Origin of the sequence: Acinetobacter sp. CWB-B33 (assembly GCF_039655955.1) — a bacterium.
Taxonomy (GTDB): Bacteria; Pseudomonadota; Gammaproteobacteria; order Pseudomonadales; family Moraxellaceae; genus Acinetobacter; species Acinetobacter bouvetii.
Genome location: NZ_JAGFEU010000001.1, coordinates 845,861 through 863,621, shown reverse-complemented (window position 1 = coordinate 863,621; position 17,761 = coordinate 845,861). Strand labels below are relative to the sequence as shown.

Below are 17,761 nucleotides of genomic sequence, written 5' to 3'. Positions count from 1 at the left end.
ATGTAATAATTTTTATGCATCTGCCATTCGATCATAATTTAATTCATAAATGAAACAAGTGATTTTTTTTAATCGCCATTCAACTATTAATCACTATTACTTATTAGACCTTAAACCCCATTGTCTCATTAATCACATAATTTATCTGTGTAACAGAAAAAAAGTCATATTTTCTACTTGTAGAGCATAAATTCTTTTGTTAAAACTAGTAACTGTAGGCTAAAAATGAAATCGTTAAAATTCCAAAAATGGGATTAAAACCATTAAAATATAAAAGATAATTTGGCAAAAGCATATGAAGTTAGAAGGTTCAAAACTTTTAAACCGAAATGAAATTCAAGCCTTAATTTCAAGAGGGCTCAATTATGTGCATTTTTCAAAAAAGCTTGAACCTATATATAAAAAACAATATCAGCATGAAGCTGCTTTAGAATTCCGTTTCCGCGCCCCTATTATATTCTTATTATATATTTATTTAAGTTATGGCATTTATCAAAACATTTCTGAAAGTGCGCAAGTCCATCAATGGTTAACTCTATACGCTTGGGTTGGGTTGATTATCTTTGCCGCATGGATCGTTTCCTTTATCCGAAGATTTGACCAGTACTTTGATCTCTACGCAGGAGTAGGCAGCGCCGCAGCTGTTGCAATATCCTTTTTAATTATTACCAGTGTTAATAATGACAATGATGCCCTTTTGCATGCCTCAATGATGTACGCCGTCATTATCATTTACAGCTTTGTAGGACTCCGCTTTTATACGGCATTAATTGCAGGCTGGCTGGGCGGATTGATCGCTATTGCCGTGACCAAATTTCTGAATTACCCGATTGATTGGACTTTTTTGAATAGGACTTATACGTTCAGCAGTTTCCTCGGCATGTCCGTCGCTTATGCAATTGACCGCCAGCATCGTGAAAATTATTTGCAAAATTGCATTATTGAGCTGAATAAACTGGAAATGGATAAACAGTCTGAACAGCTTGAATTGCTGTCACAACTAGATTCACTCACAGGCCTTGCCAATCGCCGCCATTTGACATCCGTGCTGGATAAGCAATGGCATACAGCTATGCGGTATCACATGCCGATCAGTATTCTGATGGTGGATATCGACTGTTTCAAAGAATATAACGATCATTTGGGCCATATCGCCGGCGATTTTTGCCTGCAGAAAATTGCACAAGAGCTTCAATGTGTAACCTCCCGCAGTACTGATTTAGCGGCCCGTTACGGCGGGGAAGAATTCCTGCTCTTATTTCATATGCAAGATGAACGGCAAATTGAAAAAATAGCGGCAAAACTGTTAGAACGCATCTGCAATCTTGAACTCCCCCATCCAGCCAGTCCAATTTCGCCCTATGTGACGGTCAGCATTGGCGCCGCCACGATTATTCCGCAAGAGCATGATGAACTATCCGCCTTTATTCAGAGTGCAGATAAAGCATTGTATTTGGCAAAATCTAATGGCCGCAATCAGTACTTTATGGCAAAAAATGCGGTCGCTTGAATACGCGGCATCACTTGAAATCTATTCGCCGATTCAAAACCGAACCATCAGAATTGTACTTTTTACATTCATCTAATCTTCAAGGCCTTTTTGCCTGCCGTATTTTTGCTAAAATCACCTGGCCTTATTTTATGAAGCGGCCTGACCTCAAAGCTTCGCAATTATGGCGATTGCTTATAAAGTACTGTATTTTCAGTTTTGCCTGCATCTTTGGCGCCGTTGAAACATCAAGACTGTAAAAATTGATCAACATGTATGAATCTATTTAATTTAAAAGGTATTTTTATCAAATGACTGCAGAAAAAACCAACATTGATCTAAGCTCACTTACACCAATGATGCAGCAATACATGTCGGTAAAAATGCAGCACCCGCATTCGCTGATGTTCTACCGCATGGGCGACTTTTACGAATTATTTTTTGAAGATGCGCATAAAGCCGCGAAACTGCTGGGCATTACATTGACCCACCGCGGCAAGGCATATGGTGAACCTATTCCTATGGCAGGTGTTCCTTACCATGCTGCGGAAGGTTATTTGGCCCGTTTGGTTAAAAAAGGCGAAACCGTTGTCATCTGTGAGCAAATTGGCGAAGTTACAGGTAAAGCGCCTGTAGAGCGCGGTGTAGTGCGCATCATCACGCCAGGCACATTGACCGATGATGCGCTGCTGACTGCGCATCAAACTTCAAATCTTGTGGCATTGTGCGTGCAGCAAAATCAAATCGGTATTGCCCTGCTGGATTTAAGCGCAGGCTTATTTAAAGTTCAGCAGCAGGAATTCAAAACTGAACAGCTGGCAATTGAACTGTCACGTTTAATGCCCAGTGAAATCATTATTGATGAAGATATTATTGATCCTAATATTATTGAGCATATTAAGCAGCAATTAGACTGCCCTATTACCAAGCGCCCCAATGTAGACTTCAACTTAAACAATGCGCAGAAAACGCTCTGCGATCAATTTTCAGTCTCCACTTTATCCGGCTTCGGCATAGATCATTTACCCTTAGCCAAAGCGGCCGCGGCGGCTTTAATTCATTATGGCAAAGAAACGCAAAAAACCGCATTGCCGCATATCCGCAGCATTCAGCTGGAACAAAGTTCTGACTTTATCGCCCTTGACCCTGTAACCCGCCGAAATTTAGAACTGATAGAACCGCTATTTGATCATGGCACCTCATTATTCCAGCTGGTGAATGACTGCAAAACCGCCATGGGCGGGCGCCTGCTGCGCAGAACCTTAATGCAGCCATTGCGTGACACAGCAGTTTTAGATGGCCGATTGGATGCGGCTCAGGCTTTACTCAACGGTTATCACGAGTCGCCAGTCCGTCTGGTCTTAAAAGAAATCAGCGACATTGAACGTGTCCTGAGCCGTGTCGCGCTCGGCAGCGCGCGCCCGCGCGATCTGGTTCAGCTGCGCCAAGCCTGCGCGCAAGTCCCTTATTTGCGCCATGCATTGCAGCCGATTATTGAAATGCAGCAGTCAGAACTGCTGACGGAATTAAATCATGAGCTTGGCGATTTTCATGGGCTGCATGAACGCCTGATGGCTGCCATTGTGGAACATCCGCCAGTTTTACTGCGTGACGGAAATGTCATTGCAGAAGGTTTTGACGCTGAGCTGGATGAATTGCGTAAAATCCGCGACCATGCAGGCCAATTCCTGATTGATTTAGAAATTAAAGAACGCGAAGCTTCCGGCATCAATACACTTAAAATCGGCTACAACCGCGTCAGCGGCTATTATATTGAACTGACCCGCGGCCAGGCCGAACAAGCGCCGGAACGGTATATCCGCCGTCAAACATTAAAAAATGCAGAACGCTATATTACGCCTGAACTCAAAGCATTTGAAGACAAAGTCTTATCCAGCGAATCCCGTGCATTAGCGCGTGAAAAAATGCTGTTCGAAATGCTGCTGAATGAATTGCGGCAGGATATCGGCAATCTGCAGATGATGAGCAGCGCGATTGCTCAGGTGGATATGATTGCTAACTTTGCCCATCAAGCCCGCCTGCATCACTGGACACGCCCTGAGTTCAGCCCCGAAATCGGGGTAAAAATTAAAGCAGGCCGCCACCCAGTAGTTGAATCTCTCAGTAAAACGGCTTTTACTCCAAACGATACGTTCCTGGACTTTAACCGCCGCATGGCAATTATTACAGGCCCTAACATGGGCGGTAAATCAACCTTTATGCGCCAAACTGCCTTAATTGCCCTGCTGGCCTATTGCGGCAGTTATGTACCCGCAGAATCTGCGGTATTAGGCCCAATTGACCGCATCTTTACCCGTATCGGTTCAGCAGATGATCTATCTACAGGCAAATCAACCTTTATGGTGGAAATGACCGAAACATCGCAAATTCTGCATCATGCCACCAGCCAATCTTTAGTCCTGATGGATGAAGTCGGGCGCGGAACCAGCACTTATGACGGCTTATCGCTGGCTTGGGCCTGCGTGCTTGATCTGACCAAGCGCATTAAATGCTTATGCCTTTTTGCGACGCATTACTTTGAACTGACGGAACTAGGGAAAGAGTCCGGCATTGACAATTACCATGTCACTGCAAAAGAATTAAATGGCAATCTGATTTTACTGCACAAAGTACAGCACGGACCTGCAAGCCAAAGTCACGGTTTGCAAGTTGCCAAGCTGGCAGGAATTCCAGCCAATGTCATTAAAGAAGCCCAAAACCGTTTGCGCATTCTGGAAAAGCAGCAGCAATTGCATTTAAACCATGCCGTGCAGAATGACTTATTTGCTGAAAACAGCGTGCCTGAAGTTGTGGAACGCATCATTGAAGTTGAAAAAACCTCTCCTGCGATAGATCTGCTGCAGGCTTTGGATATTGACAGCCTCAGCCCGCGTGAAGCGCTGCAGCAGCTGTATATGCTGAAAGACAATCTTTAAAAAAAATCCATCGAAGAAGGCTCTCAATTGAGAGTCTTTTTCATTTATAAGTATTTTTGATGAATATGGATGTTTTTTATCAAATTTAACAGCAGTATCTATATCAAATATCAATAAAAGGAATTGTTAGTTGCCTATGTTTTTGCCTAAAATACAGTATTAGTTATTAGAACCATATTTTTAGGTAGCTGTCGCCATGACCTTTGTTGTCACCGAAAACTGTATTAAATGTAAATATCAAGATTGCGTTGAAGTTTGCCCTGTAGACTGTTTCTATGAAGGCCCAAACTTTCTTGTAATTAATCCTGACGAATGCATCGATTGCGCGCTTTGCGAGCCAGAATGCCCTGCAAATGCAATCTTCTCTGAAGATGAATTGCCTGAAGGTCAAGAAGTTTTCATTGAACTGAATACTGAACTTTCACAAAAATGGCCGAACATCACGCAAATTGGCGACCAGCCTGCAGACCGTGAAGAATGGAACGGCAAAGCAGATAAACTGCAGTATTTAGAAAAGTAATTCCAGAAATTACAAAATAAAAAAGATCAGCCTTAGCTGATCTTTTTTTATACTGAAAGCACACATTTCATTGCAATTTATTCAAATTTTCTCAATCATTTTAGATTAAAATATAGCGATTGTGTAAATAATTGATTTTTATAATGAAGCATTTTATGAAGGCGTTGCTGGCAGTTACAGCAATACCTCTAGTCTTTTTGGCAGGCTGCAGTACATCGCCCAAAAAAGGTCAAACAATTACAACACCAGACGGTAAACGCATTTTTATTCCGCAAGAACGCATCAGTCTTGAGCGTCAAGTTCCGCCTAAAGTCATCCCTTATGCATATAACGCATGGGTTGCCGCAGCAGACAACTTGCGCCGTGTCCGCGAATATGAAGTATTCTTAGAAAAAAATGGCGTCGGCAATATTATCCCCAGTTTTGAACTTATGCGTACTGCCCGTGATTGGCAAAAATGCGGCCGTTCACAATATATGGTGCCTAACCGAGAACTTTGGGCCAACCAAATTCCAACGCTCCGTGTATTTAAATACTTAGTTGCAGCTAAAGTACTAACCGACTTTGAAGTGACCTCAGTCTACCGCGATTTGCCAATGAACCAATGCGCTGGCGGCGCAAGCTCTTCACGCCATCTATACAATTCCGCAATCGATTTCCGCATCGGGCCTGAATATCCTCAACCTGAAGATTATGCCTATATTGAAAATACTAAATTCAAACTTTGCCAGTTCTGGACACAGCACGGCCCTAGTTTGAACATGGGCTTAGGGCTGTATGCCAGCGGTCAAATTCATATTGATACGCAAGGTTTCCGCACTTGGGGGCCAAATTTATCCAGACAATCATCGATGTGTAATTACTAAATCATTACGTTGAAATTTCAGGGCCTCACTAGAGGCCTTTTTTTGCCGATAAATTCTGCAAATATGATGCAAAAAATTGCGCTTCCAGATGAAAGGTTTAAAATGCATGCATCTAAAATGAGGCGCGAACACTATGCAGCAAATGTGGACTGAAATTGATGCTTATATTGATTCACATTTAATTCCAGAAGATCCTATCTTAGTTCAAACACTGAAACATACGGCAGAGCGCGGTTTCCCAGATCATTTGGCCGTCGCGCCAAATCAAGGCATGCTTTTGCAAATGCTGATTCAAATGAATCAATGTAAACGTGTGCTTGAACTGGGAACTTTTGCAGCGTACAGCACAATGTGGCTTGCGCGCGCGTTGCCAGAAGATGGCTATATTTTAACAATTGAAGGCCGCGATACGCATGCTGCCTTAGGTCAGGAAAATATAGACAATGCCAAACTGCCTCAAACGATTGAACTGAAATGCGGCCGCGCAGCAGATGTGCTGCATGCATTGCCTGCAGATACAGAGGCTTTTGACTTTATTTTTGTAGATGCGGATAAGCAAAGCTATCCTGAATATTTGGAACTGAGTTTAAATTTATCACATTCAGGCACAATTATTGTGCTGGATAATGTCATCCGCGCAGGCGAAATTCTAAATCCAGAAAATCACAAGCCGAGCATCGAAGGCATTCGGGATATGTTCAAAGCCATGCAAAACCATCCGCGTATTTTGTCTTGCACGGCATTGCAAACCGTCGGCAGCAAGGGACACGATGGTTTTGCAATTGCAATCGTAAAATAAGCGCAATAGCACAAAAATCACCCATACCGATATTTTACAAATAAAACATAAGCTTACAAATACTTACCACAGAGTTATCCACAATATATGAGGATAACTCTGTTTTTAAAATTGTACTTATTTCACCACCAGCAATGGCACAGTTGAGTTCCTGAAAATCGTTGTCGCAATACTGCCTAAGAAAAATTGATGAATTTTACTGTGGCTGAATGCACCCAGTACAATCAGCTGAATACCCTGCTCTTGCTGATATAACAGTATATTTTCTGCGACGTCGCCATAGCGGTATTCAGTCACGACATCTAAGCCTTCACTTTTCAAATACTGCATTGGCTCATTTAAAATTTCCGGATGATCGCCTACATACAGCAAATGGCATTGCAGCAGTTTTAACAGGTCACTTTGCCCAACCCGCTTCATCAGGCTGACACAGGTAGGTGAATATTCATAAGCAAAGATGAAACGTGTCGGCGGCTTGAAAGTTGAACCGACGGTCATCACGGTGCATTTGGCGCCGCGGATAAAGTTTTCAACATTGCTGCCGATAGGTTTGTTGCGTTCAGCAGACCGCTCGCCCACCCGCCCAATGACGGCAATATCATCAGGCTGAAGCACATTAAAACTTTGTTCTAAAAAATCGCCTTTTTCTTGAATATGCGACGCGGTTACGCCATATTTTTCCTGAATCATTTCAGAAATATGCTTCAGCAGATTATTGCTGTAATCCAGCGCTAGCTCACTCTGTTTCTGCTCTAATTCGGCTAACTCTTTCAGCAGCATGGCATTGCTTTCAAAACCGATTACGCCGCTGATTTCACCTAAATGATAACTGGCCGGGTAATAATCTAATACTTGAAGCAGCACGAGTTCACGCTGGGTTTCTTTAGCAATCCATACAGCGGCTTCTGCCAGTGCATTAATGCATGGTGAAGAGTCAATACACGCGATTACACGTTTCATAATTAGCCTCTCTTTCTAAGATAGCTGGGCTATAAGTTGCTTCATGTTTTTAACTTAGCACAACTTTTATTATCTTGGCAGGATTTTATGTAAGTACTTTTACAAGTTCAGCTTTTATGCACCATAACTTTCCCGCAATAAAACATGCTATTCGCGGTAGCGGATAAATGCCGCTGGATTGCCGCCAATGATGGCCTTTTTTTCGACATTTTTAGTCACCATACTGTTCATGCCAATCACCGCATGATCATCAATATGTATGCCATCTTTTACCCCGACATGCGCGCCAAGCCAAACATCCCGCCCTATTTCAATACCGCGTGAACGCACAGGCTGCTGGTACACAGGCTGATCTAAATCCATGCCATGATCAAAAGCATATAAATGGCAGTAAGCGGCGATGCGCACTTGATCATGCAGTTTGATTCCAGCACGGCCGCCGTCCAAAATGCAGTGATGATTGATTGCAACTTCATTTCCTATTTCCAGCGGACCATGCAGCGTACAGTCTGCGGCTATAAAAGTATTATCGCCGATTGTGATCTTACGGCCTGGCTCGGCAAATATATGCGCCAAAGGAGAAATGAAACAGTTTTTGCCAATGTCTACAGTTTCCATCGCCATCAAATACGCTTGATACTCTTGCTGCCATGCTTCTGCCCACCCTTTATTTTTTGGCTTTAAACTCCAATACAGCCAAGGCATATAATTCAAGCGGTGCTTATGCTGTTCTCGGTATTTCAATAAAGGATCTTGTTCAGTCATCTTCTGGCTCTTCAATAATTTTTAGCTGTTCTCTGCCGCGTGTAACATCCTGCAGCTTCAGAGCAAGCGGCTGAATTTGATGCACCTGCAATAGCGCATGAACCGCCACACCCGATGCAGTATATTCTTCAGAAAATTCAATCTGATGGAGGGTCAGCTCATATTGAAAAATGGCCCATTCATTAAACTGGCACTGAAAGCTGACCCTCTTTTTTTCAATTAATTCGATTTTTTCCGCCAGCATCAGGCATTGCCCTGCTGTACCTCCATACGCGCGCACCAAACCGCCTGTGCCCAGCTTTACGCCGCCATACCAGCGGTTCACCAGCACCAAAACATTCGTCAGTTCATTGCCTTCTATGGTTGCTAAAATTGGACGCCCCGCAGTACCTGAAGGTTCGCCGTCATCATTGAAACGGACATTGTGGCCAATTTTCCATGCCCAGCACTGATGCGTGGTGCTGAAATCTTTATGTTCTGCTAAAAAATCTTTGACTGCCTGCTCATTTTCGACAGGCGCAGCAATGGCCAAAAAACGGCTCTTTTTAATGTCTTCCTCAAAACTGACAGGGCGGGCAATCGTAAACGGCATCTGGCTTCAAAATAGCAAAAATCAATTCAATTATAACGTTTTATTTCCTGAAAAGTTTTCAAAAGCGCAAAGAAAAGCCCCCAAGTAACGAGAGCTTTTTCTGAAATGCACTTGGACTAGCGCTCTCTCAGCGCTTCTTTCGCCTTATTGAACGGCTTGATCAGATAATCCAATACCGTCTTTTCACCTGTACGGATATCTACAGTGGCAACCATGCCTGGGGTAATTGCAAAGTTTTTACCTGTTTTATTCACCAGCTTATCGCTATCGGTACGAATATAAGCGCGGTAATAAAATTGATCCTGCTTGACTTCATCCCTCAAAGTATCTGGAGAGATGATGGTGACTTTGCCTTTTAAACCGCCGTAAATGGAATAATCATAAGCGGTAATTTTCACCAAAGCTTCCTGTTCAGGATGAATAAATGCAATATCGCGCGGAGAAATCCGCGCTTCAACCAGAAGCTGCTCATCCAATGGCACAATCGTCATCAGCTTGCCATTTTGCGGCACAACACCGCCTAATGTCATGACATCAATTTCCTTAACAACACCGCGCACCGGCGATTTAAATACGGTACGGCTTAAAGTATCCGTCTTGCCGCGCACAACCTGCTGCTGCGTTTCAATATCCGTATTGGCTTTGGCCAGCTCTTCACGCGCTTTCACATAATACTGGTTCTGCACATCATTCATTTGATTGCGCAGTTCATTGGCCTGACGCTTCAAGCGCAGCACTTCAACTTCACTGGCTGCGCCTTTTGCAACCAAAGGCTGCGTCATCGACAGCTCCTGCTCAACCAGGAACAGCGCCTGTTTCAGTCCAGATAGCGACTCTTCTAAATTAGCCCGGCGCGATTGATACAAAGCGGTTTCTTCATTAACCAGCTTTGACTCTTTTGCCACTTCTGCAGGAAAACTGATCGGCGTGCCGCTTACTTCCGCACGCAGCCGCGCCGCCGTCGCTTTGCTTGCCATCAATAGTGACTCTGTTTCGCCAACATTTGATTCAAAACGAGTGGGATCGAGCTGCGCCAATACTTGCCCTTGCTCAACAATTTGCCCTTCTTTGACATTCAGCGTGGTGAGTATGCCGCCATCTAAAGATTGAATAATCTGCTCTTTGGATGATGGAACAACCTTGCCAGTGCCAGTGGAAACTTCTTCCAGTTTAAATAGCCAAGCCCAAACTAAAATAATCACCAGGCCTAGACAAATAATCCAAATCACCAGGCTTGCTTTCGGCAGCGGCGGCTCCTGAAAAGCCGCTTTTGCGGAGCGCGTCATTACTTGATTATTTTCACTCATGCGCTCGCTCCAGTCACACGCTTTTGCACACCGCCCGATTGGTTTAAAATCTGATCTCTTGGGCCATCCATGACAATTTTTCCGTCATTCACCACAATAATGCGGTCCACCAATTCCAGTAGGGCCCGGCGGTGCGTTGCAACAACCAGTGTCCGATGCTTTAAATAAAATCGAAGATGGTCAATCAGCTGCTTTTCAGAAACATCATCAATGGATGCAGTCGGCTCATCCAGGAGCAGAATATTCGGCTCACGAATCAACAGCCGCGCCAGCAGCAAAGCCTGCCGCTGCCCGCCCGAAAAACCAAAACCGCCTTCCAGCACAATATGGTCCAGCCCTTCTTTCTTTTCTTGCACAAAACCTAAAGCGCCTGTGATATTCAGCACATGCAATATTTGATCATCTGTCGCTAAAGGCGCGCCCAGTGTTAAATTCTCCCGGATAGATCCATAAAACAGCTGTGACGTTTGATTCAGCTGCCCCAGATCACGACGGACATCTGAAGGATCAATCAAGCCAATATCAATGCCATCCAATTTGACTTTGCCCTGTGAAGGCGTCTGCATGCCAGACAGCAGCTGCAATAGCGTTGATTTTCCAGCGCCATTTCTGCCTAAAATAGCAATTTTTTCACCGGGCTTAATATCCAGTTTAGGGATAATCAGGCTGGGTTTCGGGTCATCATCGCCATACTTAAACACCACGCCATTCAGCTCATAACTGCCGTGTATCACAGGGCGATGAATCAAATGCGAATAATCAGGCTGATCCACCGGCTTTTTCATCAATTCATCCAGCCCTGTTTTGGCTACTTTTGCCTGCTGCCAGCGGCCCAATACACCGGTCAGCTGTGCAATAGGCGCCAGCATGCGCGAAGACAAAATTGAGCAGGCCACCAAAGCCCCCGTAGTCATATCGCCTTTCATGACGGCAAAGCAGCCTACAAGCACGACTATGGCAAAAGTCAGCCCTTGAATTTTCTGCGTCCAAGCATTCATAAAGCCGACAATTTTGCGCTGCTGCATGCTGACATTGGCAGATACTTCATTCATGTGATTCCATTGATTCTGGAAGCGGGATTCTGCACGCAGCAGTTTAATGTCTTCAATCCCTTGCACTGCCTCCACCAGCAATGCATTGCGGATCGCCGATTCACGCATGCCCATTTGCGCCAGCTGCGCCAATTTCTTCTGCGCAAGTATGCCCGGCAGCACCATCACCGGAACAATCAGCAGCATCACCCAAAACAGATTGCCGCCAATAATCCAAAAGATAGCCAAAAAAAGCAAAAAGAAAGGCAAGTCAGCAATGGCTGTCACCGTTGTAGAGGTTACCAATTCACGAACGCCTTCCAATTCACGGATTTGCGAAATAAATGTCCCGGTTGATTTAGAACGTTCACTGTTTTTTATGCGCAGCGCATGGCCAAAGACCCGGTCTGAAATTTTTAAATCTGAGCGCTTTCCAATAATGTCTGACAGATGAATACGGGTAATGCGCAGCGCAAACTCAAAAATCGCCGCCAGCAGCACACCGCTGGCCAGCACCCAGAGTGTTGAAACCGATTGCGATGGAATCACCCGGTCATAAACATTCATGGAAAACAGCACGGTAGCCAGCGCTAAGATATTCGCCATCATTGAAGCAAGCATAATATCGATATAACGCTTCCAGTCTTGTAAGGCGATGCTCCAAAACCAGTTTTTCTCGAATGGTTTAATATACTCATCTACACGGATGTCAGGCACAGAGGATTCCGGACGCAAAATATAAATATTGCGTGCGCCGTGATTCAGCCGTTCGATCGGAAATACCTGAGATAAGCCTTCATCGCCGCTGAGCTGCACACTGGCATTTCCATCCGCATCTATGCGTTCAACTACGCCGACTTCCCCGCTATTGAATTCAATCATGACCGGCAGGCGCCACGGATTCAGCAAATTGACATCGTATTTATTTTTGCGCACGCTCAAGCCAATCTGCTTGGCCATCACATTGATCAATTCTTCTAAATTGCCGTGCTGATTCCAATCCAGCTGCAGACGAATCCGTTCTTCCGATGCTTCTATGCGGTAATGCTTAGCAATATTCTGTACGGCCTGAAGCCAAGGCTGATAATTTATTGTCTGTGTCATGGCTGAACTTCAACCCCCTGAATCATCTTATTATTTAATTCGTAGATCTCCCTGCTGCGTCCTGTCACCTGTATATACTGCGCAAGTCCTGAATAAATATCGTATTGTGAGTTTACGATTTCCATCGCTGCGCTATGAATAGACTGTTCCGCATTCAATAGGTCGACTACTGTTCTTGTGCCTAATTTATATTGTTCCTGATACAGCTCTTTGGTTCGCGCTGTCGTTTCCCTACGCTGCACAAGTACCGACATCTGCCTTTTCTTATTCTCAATTTGTTCCCGAATTAAGCGCACGCGATCCAAGACATCTAAATAAGCGGTATTCACTTGCGCCCGCGCAGCGTCTTCCGCATAGCTGGCAGCCCGCGTTTGAGCCGCAATGGCGCCGCCCTGATAAAAATTGCTATTGGCTTCGAGCATAATAGAATTATAAAAGCCGTCATCTTCATTATTGTTTGGATTGCGGCCGTTTACCGCCTGACTGAGGCTGCCTTTAATATTAATGGTCGGATAAGCGCTCAGTTTTGCCTGTTTCTTTTGAAACTTTGCCACTTCTACACTCGCTTGCGCCTGCATAATACTCGGGATGAAGTTATATTCAGGGTCTTTATATAAATCAGACTTTTGCAAAATGGCCGTTGGAATTTCCCATTGGTTTGCAGACACATCAAAACCCAGCAGCGTTCTTAAGCGCTGCTGGTTTAGGCGAAGCTGCATTTGCTGTACAATCAGGTTGGATTCAGCCGCCTCTAAATTCGATTGAGCCTGAATAGGATCGGCCTGACTGCTGATTCCTGCTTTTGCCCGCAAATTCGCAATCTCGGCAATTCGCCCAATGCCTTTAATCTGCTCTTGTGCAATTTTGCTGATTTCCTGATAACGCTTGATATTGATAATGGCATCCGCCACATCATAAGAGACTTGATCTAAACTGACTAAAAAACCCGCCTGCTCTTGCAGCATTTTAGCTTCAGCAGCATTGACACTGCTTTTCACCTTGCCAAAGTCATACAGCATTTGCGCAGCATTCAGTGAAACCACTTGCCCGCCGCGCTCACCCTTGGTTAAATCCGCCGTACTGAAACCGCCAGACAGCTGCGGAAAGTATTGCGATTTGGCTAAGTCAATATTGGCGCTTTGCTCAGAGACATTCGCAATATTTCTGCTGATTTCAGGCCTGCGCTGTACAGCGGCATGAATCGCATCAAGAAAGCTCAATTTCCCTGAAACAGGCCAGCTGGGATGAACATTAAGAGGACTGGAGGCTTGCGCCGAAGGCGTCAGCTCATTCACTTTTGACGTATCAAAAGGAAATTTGCTCAATTCCGTAATATCAATTTTTTCAGCAGAACGCTTGGGTTTCGGCGCAAATAACTGCCCTATTCCACCGTTTAAAAGATGAAATTGATTTTTTTCCGCATTCTCTGCATGAGCATAGGAAAGGTGAAAAGGAATAATCAGAACAAACAGCGCTGTTCGTTTATTTTTTTCAAATTTTCCCCATAGTTTTAAATACTTACTATTTATTATTAGCATTGTTTCTACGCAATAATTTTTATTTGGGTTTTTATATGTAATTCGTAAATAAAATTACGTTTATCGAATATTTTTATTATTTTATTGAATAAGCCCCCTCACAACAATGACCCATTTCTCATTTTGTGAGGGTTTTTTGCCATTTAGACTGTAAAGTCATCGCCTAAATAGACTTTGCGGACAGTTTCATTTTCTAGAATTTCTTGCGGGGAACCTTCCGCAATAACGGAACCTTCACTGACAATATAGGCGTGCTCGCAAATCGCCAATGTTTCGCGCACGTTGTGATCGGTAATCAAAACACCGATGCCGCGGTCTTTTAATGTCCGGATAATGTCTTTGATGTCACCGACTGAAATCGGGTCAACCCCTGCAAATGGTTCATCCAGCAGCATAAATTTCGGATCTGCCGCCAATGCGCGGGCAATTTCTGCACGGCGCCGCTCACCGCCAGATACGCTCATGCCCAAGGAGTCTTTAATATGGGTGATTTTAAAATCAGCTAGCAATTCGGCCAGACGCTGCTGGCGCTGCTGCTTATTTAAGTCTTTGCGGGTTTCCAAAATGGACATAATATTTTCAGAAATTGTCAATTTTCTAAAAATAGAGGCTTCCTGCGGCAAATAGCCAATGCCTTTACGCGCACGCTCATGCATAGCCAAGTCCGACATGTCCAAATCATCTAAATGGATTTCGCCTTTGTCCATGCGCACAAGGCCAACGACCATATAGAAGCTGGTGGTTTTACCGGCGCCATTCGGGCCAAGCAATCCCACAATCTGCCCGCTTTGCATGCTGAATGAAACATCTTTCACCACCCAGCGCTTGCTGTAATTCTTTGCTAAATGCTTAATGCATAAGGTTTGAGGCTGATTCAGCGGTTTCTCCATTAATCACGCGCTCCTGGGAATGACTTAGAACTGGAAGGCGGAATAATGATTTGTACACGGCCAGAAGACGAACCCGAACTATTCGGTGTGCCTTCAGCCACAATGTCGCCTTTGTTCATACTGTACTTTAATGTATTGCCTTTAATGCTGGCGCCGTTCTGTTCCAATAAAGCGCTGCCAGACATGGTAAGAATACCTGTTTCAGCATTATAGACAATCTTTTGCGCTTGGCCTTTAGCTAAGCCTTTAGCAGGATCTACTTTTTGCTGAAAACGGGCAGGCCCGCCAGTTGCAGTAATGGTGCTGATTTCTTTACGGCTATTCAGGTTTGCCACAATGGAATTTGCCTGCAGCTTCATCGTGCCCTGTTCAATAATGACATTGCCCGTATAAGTCGTAATACCCGTTTTTTCATTAAAAGTCGCGCGGTCAGCCACTAACGAAATTGGCTGATTGCGGTCTGAAGGCAATGCAAAAGCGCCTGCTGAACACAGTGCAAGTGAACCCATCAGCACTGCCTGTTTTAGGAAAGCGTTAGACAATAGTGGTTTATGATTAAGGTTCATACTTTCCTCGAATATTAAAAAATTCGTACTGACCGTCATTTAAATTGGCTTTCAGACCGTTACTGACAAATTCGGCTTGCGGAGTCTGCACTGTAACCTGTTTGTCAGTTTCTAATTCACGTGTTTTTGGAAAAGCAGTCAATTCATCTGTTAGAAAGACCATTTTTCCATTTTCCAGCAGTTTTGTTGCTTCAACTTTATGCCTTAGAACAACTTTTTCATTGTCATTATAACCATTGGCAACTTTGGCAAAAAATGTCGCATCTACTCGCCCATCTTTATACGTGGATGCTCTCAGATTATCCAACTGTGATGTTTTTTGCTGCAAATCCTGCTCTAAACGGTCGACTTGCGCGCGAATGTACAGCTTACCCTGCTCATCAGTTTGAGTCAGATTAATATTCTCTGCAGAATACTTCATGCTGCGCGCAGAATCGGCTTGGAGTTTATTGCCTTTTCCACTGTAATAGTAATAACCGCCGCTTACAGCCGCAATAGCGATTGCAGTAACGTATAAAACTTTTGTATCCATAAGCGGTTGTTTAATCCAAATTTAATGAATTATTAAGTTATTAATGCGGTGCGCTGGCAAATTTTTCAAGCATCTCTTGGTAAACGCCTTTCGACATCAGCAACATATCGCAAATTTCACGCACAGCACCGCGGCCACCGTAAGCTTGTGTTACCAAATCTGCACGGCGGCGCACTTCTACATGGCCATTGGGCACAGTAATTTTCATGCCGGCAATCGCAAATGCAGATAAATCAGGCCAGTCGTCGCCCATATACAGGCAGTCTCCTGGATCTAAATTCAGCTGCGCACATGCTTCACGAAGCGCTGTACCTTTATCTTCACGGCCTTGAAACACCAAGTCCACGCCTAAGTCAGACATTCGCTTTTCAACAATATTACTTTTTCGGCCAGTAATAATAATGACTTTAATACCCGCTTTTTGTACGAGTTTCATACCTAAACCGTCACGAATATCAAAAGACTTAATTTCGTCTCCCGAATTGGTCAAGGTTACAAAGCCGTCACTCAGAATTCCATCTACATCCAGCACCAAAGCTTGAATATGACGGGCCTGTTCCAATAATACATAAGAAGCCATTGCTTAATTTACCCCAGCCTGAATTAAATCATGCATGCTGATTACACCAATCACGGTATTGTCTTCATCAACAACAATGAACTGATTGATTTTTTTAGCATTCATTTTCTCTAGCGCTTCTACTGCGCGAGCTTCTTTCGAAATCGTTGACGGATGCTGAATCATCACTTCAGATACAGGCAGATTCACATCAAAACCCTGCTGCTTGTCAATCAAACGGCGCAAATCGCCATCGGTAAAAATCCCGAGAAGCTTGTCATCAGCATCTACAACTGTTGTCAGCCCTAACCGCTTATTGGAAATTTCATACAGCACTTTATTCATTGGCGTTTCAGGCGCAACTTTTGGCAGCTCTTCGCCTGTATGCATCAAGTGTTTGACATGCAAGAGCAAACGCTTGCCTAAAGCGCCTGCAGGATGAGAGCGGGCAAAATCATCTGAAGTGAAACCGCGCGCTTCCAAAAGCGCAACAGCCAAAGCATCGCCTAAGGCCAATGTCGCCGTGGTGCTGGAAGTTGGCGCTAAACCTAGCGGACAAGCCTCTTGAATATCACCTAATGTTAATGCCACATCTGCATTTTGCGGCATTGGGCCTTTATCTTGCCCAGAAATCGTGATCAATGGTACGCCGACATGCTTAATTAGCGGCATCAGCATCATAATTTCATCGCTTTTGCCTGAATAGGAAATGGCGATCAGCACATCACCTTTCACCAACATGCCCAAGTCACCATGGCCCGCTTCGCCGGGATGCATGAAAAATGACGGCGTCCCTGTGGATGCAAAAGTCGCCGCCATTTTACGGCCGATATGACCGGACTTACCCATACCGGTAATCACTAAACGCCCTTTGCATTGCAAAATAATTTCGCAGGCTTGGGTAAAACGTTCATCTATCTCGGCAGCCAGTACGCTCAAAGCATTGCATTCAATGCTGAGGGTTTCCAATGCGACCTTTTGAAAATCAATTTGATTTGGCATATTTGGTGGATTCAAAGCCATTTTACCTTTATTAGAGCTGAACTTGCAGCGCTTCAATCACTATGAATAATTTAGCTGATTTTAGCATATCTGCATAAATTCAACGTTTATAAATGTTCAATTTATAATGTCTTATCGTCAGTTTTAACAATTTTACGCAAAAAAAAACCTTAGTCCGAAAACTAAGGTTTTTTCATATTCTGGAGCGGGAAAGGAGACTCGAACTCCCGACCCCAACCTTGGCAAGGTTATGCTCTACCAACTGAGCTATTCCCGCAATATGGGAATGCATTATAGAGAGTTTT

At 44.2% G+C, this 17,761-nt stretch carries 16 protein-coding genes and 1 tRNA gene; 5 read left to right on the top strand and 12 right to left on the bottom strand.

Going from position 1 to position 17,761, the window contains the following annotated elements:
* Nucleotides 1–295 precede the first annotated feature (295 nt).
* The 5 genes from JZ784_RS04075 to JZ784_RS04055 all read left to right on the top strand — a co-directional run bounded on the left by JZ784_RS04075 (nt 296) and on the right by JZ784_RS04055 (nt 6,610).
* Complete coding sequence (locus JZ784_RS04075; protein ID WP_346313901.1) at nt 296–1,510, top strand: GGDEF domain-containing protein; 1,215 nt, start codon at nt 296–298, stop codon at nt 1,508–1,510.
* Between the two features lie 290 nt (nt 1,511–1,800).
* The gene (mutS, locus tag JZ784_RS04070; protein ID WP_346313900.1) at nt 1,801–4,425 is read left to right on the top strand and encodes a DNA mismatch repair protein MutS; all 2,625 of its coding nucleotides are present in this window, start codon (nt 1,801–1,803) and stop codon (nt 4,423–4,425) included.
* A gap of 196 nt (nt 4,426–4,621) precedes the next feature.
* Complete coding sequence (gene fdxA / locus JZ784_RS04065) at nt 4,622–4,945, top strand: ferredoxin FdxA (RefSeq protein WP_004651686.1); 324 nt, start codon at nt 4,622–4,624, stop codon at nt 4,943–4,945.
* Nucleotides 4,946–5,088: 143 nt separating this feature from the next.
* Nucleotides 5,089–5,811 (top strand): D-Ala-D-Ala carboxypeptidase family metallohydrolase, encoded by a 723-nt coding sequence (locus tag JZ784_RS04060; protein ID WP_346313899.1) that lies wholly within the window; start codon nt 5,089–5,091, stop codon nt 5,809–5,811.
* Between the two features lie 133 nt (nt 5,812–5,944).
* The gene (locus JZ784_RS04055; RefSeq protein WP_005010447.1) at nt 5,945–6,610 is read left to right on the top strand and encodes an O-methyltransferase; all 666 of its coding nucleotides are present in this window, start codon (nt 5,945–5,947) and stop codon (nt 6,608–6,610) included.
* Between the two features lie 117 nt (nt 6,611–6,727).
* On the opposite strand, the gene JZ784_RS04050 is transcribed toward JZ784_RS04055, so the two are convergent.
* The 12 genes from JZ784_RS04050 to JZ784_RS03995 form a co-directional block, all read right to left on the bottom strand.
* Complete coding sequence (locus tag JZ784_RS04050) at nt 6,728–7,570, bottom strand: universal stress protein (protein ID WP_005010451.1); 843 nt, start codon at nt 7,568–7,570, stop codon at nt 6,728–6,730.
* 147 nt (nt 7,571–7,717) lie between these two features.
* Nucleotides 7,718–8,335, bottom strand: coding sequence for an acyltransferase (locus JZ784_RS04045; RefSeq protein ID WP_219189515.1), 618 nt, complete (start codon nt 8,333–8,335; stop codon nt 7,718–7,720).
* Complete coding sequence (locus tag JZ784_RS04040) at nt 8,328–8,927, bottom strand: YigZ family protein (RefSeq protein ID WP_346313898.1); 600 nt, start codon at nt 8,925–8,927, stop codon at nt 8,328–8,330. The genes JZ784_RS04045 and JZ784_RS04040 overlap by 8 nt, the downstream gene beginning before the upstream one ends.
* A 116-nt stretch (nt 8,928–9,043) precedes the next feature.
* The gene (locus JZ784_RS04035; RefSeq protein ID WP_346313897.1) at nt 9,044–10,234 is read right to left on the bottom strand and encodes an HlyD family type I secretion periplasmic adaptor subunit; all 1,191 of its coding nucleotides are present in this window, start codon (nt 10,232–10,234) and stop codon (nt 9,044–9,046) included.
* Nucleotides 10,231–12,369 (bottom strand): type I secretion system permease/ATPase, encoded by a 2,139-nt coding sequence (locus JZ784_RS04030; protein WP_346313896.1) that lies wholly within the window; start codon nt 12,367–12,369, stop codon nt 10,231–10,233. The genes JZ784_RS04035 and JZ784_RS04030 overlap by 4 nt, the downstream gene beginning before the upstream one ends.
* On the bottom strand, nt 12,366–13,907 hold the full coding sequence (locus JZ784_RS04025; RefSeq protein ID WP_346313895.1) for a TolC family outer membrane protein: 1,542 nt from the start codon (nt 13,905–13,907) through the stop codon (nt 12,366–12,368). The genes JZ784_RS04030 and JZ784_RS04025 overlap by 4 nt, the downstream gene beginning before the upstream one ends.
* Before the next feature lie 143 nt (nt 13,908–14,050).
* Nucleotides 14,051–14,797: an LPS export ABC transporter ATP-binding protein gene (gene lptB, locus JZ784_RS04020; protein ID WP_005010462.1), complete on the bottom strand. Its 747-nt coding sequence runs from the start codon at nt 14,795–14,797 to the stop codon at nt 14,051–14,053.
* Complete coding sequence (gene lptA, locus JZ784_RS04015; protein ID WP_005010464.1) at nt 14,797–15,363, bottom strand: lipopolysaccharide transport periplasmic protein LptA; 567 nt, start codon at nt 15,361–15,363, stop codon at nt 14,797–14,799. Before lptA ends, lptB begins: the two co-directional genes overlap by 1 nt.
* The gene (gene lptC, locus JZ784_RS04010; protein ID WP_005010465.1) at nt 15,353–15,895 is read right to left on the bottom strand and encodes an LPS export ABC transporter periplasmic protein LptC; all 543 of its coding nucleotides are present in this window, start codon (nt 15,893–15,895) and stop codon (nt 15,353–15,355) included. The genes lptA and lptC overlap by 11 nt, the downstream gene beginning before the upstream one ends.
* Nucleotides 15,896–15,935: 40 nt before the next feature.
* Nucleotides 15,936–16,475, bottom strand: a complete 540-nt coding sequence (locus tag JZ784_RS04005) for an HAD-IIIA family hydrolase (protein ID WP_005010468.1) — start codon at nt 16,473–16,475, stop codon at nt 15,936–15,938.
* Between the two features lie 3 nt (nt 16,476–16,478).
* On the bottom strand, nt 16,479–17,456 hold the full coding sequence (locus JZ784_RS04000; RefSeq protein WP_346313894.1) for a KpsF/GutQ family sugar-phosphate isomerase: 978 nt from the start codon (nt 17,454–17,456) through the stop codon (nt 16,479–16,481).
* A 201-nt stretch (nt 17,457–17,657) separates the two neighbouring features.
* Nucleotides 17,658–17,733, bottom strand: a tRNA-Gly gene (locus tag JZ784_RS03995).
* Nucleotides 17,734–17,761 lie beyond the last annotated feature (28 nt).